Genomic DNA, 807 nt, shown 5'->3' on the forward strand with positions numbered 1-807 from the left:
GCACTGACCCAGCGACCCCGAACAGTACTCCCCACCCCGCCGAGGGCAAATGGCCACCCGCCAAGCCTCGACCTCCCTCCCGCAAACCGTCCGTGGAGGAACTCCGGTTAAGTGGAGAGCCCAGAACGAGATAATAGCCGGAGACCTCGCTATCGACCGTCTCGGCACCATGCACCTGACGCAGCGTCGCCTTGATCACCGCCAAGGCGTTGTAGGCGACGATGGCCATGGCCAATCCGAACAGGGCGGCGGGCGGATAGGCCAGGGTCTTAATCTCGCAGCGCAACTCGGTGGTCACATGCAAGAAGGCCTTCTCCAGCGCGGCATCGGCCGCCGCCTCGGGCAGTGTCGTCAACAGGTACAGCGTGGTCTCGCCCTCGCGCGTCGGGGTGTTCAGCTGCAGGCGAATCCGGCGCAGCTCCAGGCGCTGCACGCCATCAGGGGCGGGGATGCTCACGCGCTGCTCGCTGAGTTGCCCCTCGGCGGTGGTGGCGACCAAGCGCATCGGCTCAAGCGGTTGGCAGGGGATCTGCTGGTGCTCGCGCACCAGCACCGCCGCGCCGCGTTGGTGCAGTTCCCAGATCCAGGCGGCGACACAGAAGTTGCGATCGGCGATCCACAGATCCCCCGCCTCGATCGCGCCCTCAAGACGCGCGAGCATGGCGCGCTCCTGGGTGTAGGCGTCGACCTCGGGGATCATCCAGGTGATCACCTCCAGCGCCGGCTCGAACACCACCAACGCCTTGCCCGGCAAGGGCGCGGCGCTCTGCCCGCGGGTCCCGGCGAGGCGATGCTCGCGTCCGCCCA

General features: G+C 67.9%; 1 pseudogene. It reads right to left on the reverse strand.

The features are described from left to right. Positions 1-807, reverse strand: a pseudogene (locus CKO23_RS24935) (hypothetical protein); the annotation flags it as partial.

The organism is Thiocystis violacea, from assembly GCF_016583565.1.
Classification (GTDB): domain Bacteria; phylum Pseudomonadota; class Gammaproteobacteria; order Chromatiales; family Chromatiaceae; genus Thiorhodococcus; species Thiorhodococcus violaceus_A.